We start from the raw sequence: 1,061 nt of genomic DNA on the forward strand, positions 1-1,061 counted from the left end.
CGTCGCGCGCAAGCTGATGCCGGAATTGCTGGTGCCGATCCGCGCTCCTCACCTGCCGGAAAAACAGGCGCCCACCGGCGCATTCATGCCGGCGCTCGACAGGATCATCAATCTCAGCACTGCAGAACCGGACTGGTCGGGCCTGTTTTCGGAGAACACGGCAAATGGCACGGCGGGCGGGCTGCAGTTTTCGGACTATACAGTCGTGGTCCAGGCCGCCCTGCTCGGGCAGGGCGTCGCTCTCGGCTGGCTCAACGTCGTGTCGCATCACCTGGCGCGCGGTGTCCTGGTGCCGGTAGGCCCGATCATGAAGACCGGCCGGACGTGCGAACTGGTCATCGCCCGCAAGCAGGAGACCCCTGTAGTTTCCGAGATCTGCGATTGGATGGATGCCGAATTCACCACCGATATGAAGCGCGTCGACGCGCAGTATCCTGGCCTCGAACTCGGTGCCTATCCAGCGCGCCAGGAAAATGGCCGTAGTCCGATCAGGAGTTCATCACATCCAGCGTCGTCCGGCGGATTCTGATAAGGTGCTTCTCCATTGCTCCAACGGCTGCGGCGGCATCGCACTTTTCAAAGCCGTCGACTAGTCGGGCGTGATCGTGGACGCTCAGTGACACGGCGCCGTCCGCCAAAAGAACCCGGCGGCGGAATTCCAGGCCGAACGAATACATCTCGTGCAGAAAATCGGCCAAAAGCGGATTGCCGCCGGCCCGATAGATGGCGTCGTGGAATTCGGCGCCGGAAATCTGGAACCGGACGGGATCATGCGTCATCTCGCGCTGCGCCTCGACCAGGCGTCTCAGGCGCTAGATGCCGGCATCGTCCATGCGCTCGACGGCGAGACGAACTGTCGGCAATTCGACGAGGCGCCGTGCCTCGTAGACTTCATGCGCTGCCGAAATCGGGATCACGCGTTTTATCGCGGTCGAGCCCCGTCCACGGCGTGGCGCCGCGCACCGTCAGCGCAGCGTGCATCAGATTGGCGCGATCCGCATGATCGCGTCTTACCCTGACCGAAAAATGCCTACATATTTCGGATCAGCATGGCTCTGGCA

The 1,061-nt window shown here is 62.3% G+C and carries 1 protein-coding gene and 1 pseudogene; one reads left to right on the plus strand and one right to left on the minus strand.

Annotation, left to right across the window (positions count from 1 at the left end):
• Window positions 1-529 (plus strand): annotated as a pseudogene (locus FJ980_RS33920) (hypothetical protein); the annotation flags it as partial.
• On the opposite strand, the gene FJ980_RS33925 reads toward FJ980_RS33920, so the two are convergent.
• Window positions 489-809, minus strand: coding sequence for an FCD domain-containing protein (locus FJ980_RS33925; protein WP_348640683.1), 321 nt, complete (start codon window positions 807-809; stop codon window positions 489-491). The pseudogene FJ980_RS33920 and the gene FJ980_RS33925 overlap by 41 nt on opposite strands.
• Window positions 810-1,061: the final 252 nt, after the last annotated feature.

This window comes from Mesorhizobium sp. B1-1-5, assembly GCF_006443065.1.
Classification (GTDB): domain Bacteria; phylum Pseudomonadota; class Alphaproteobacteria; order Rhizobiales; family Rhizobiaceae; genus Mesorhizobium.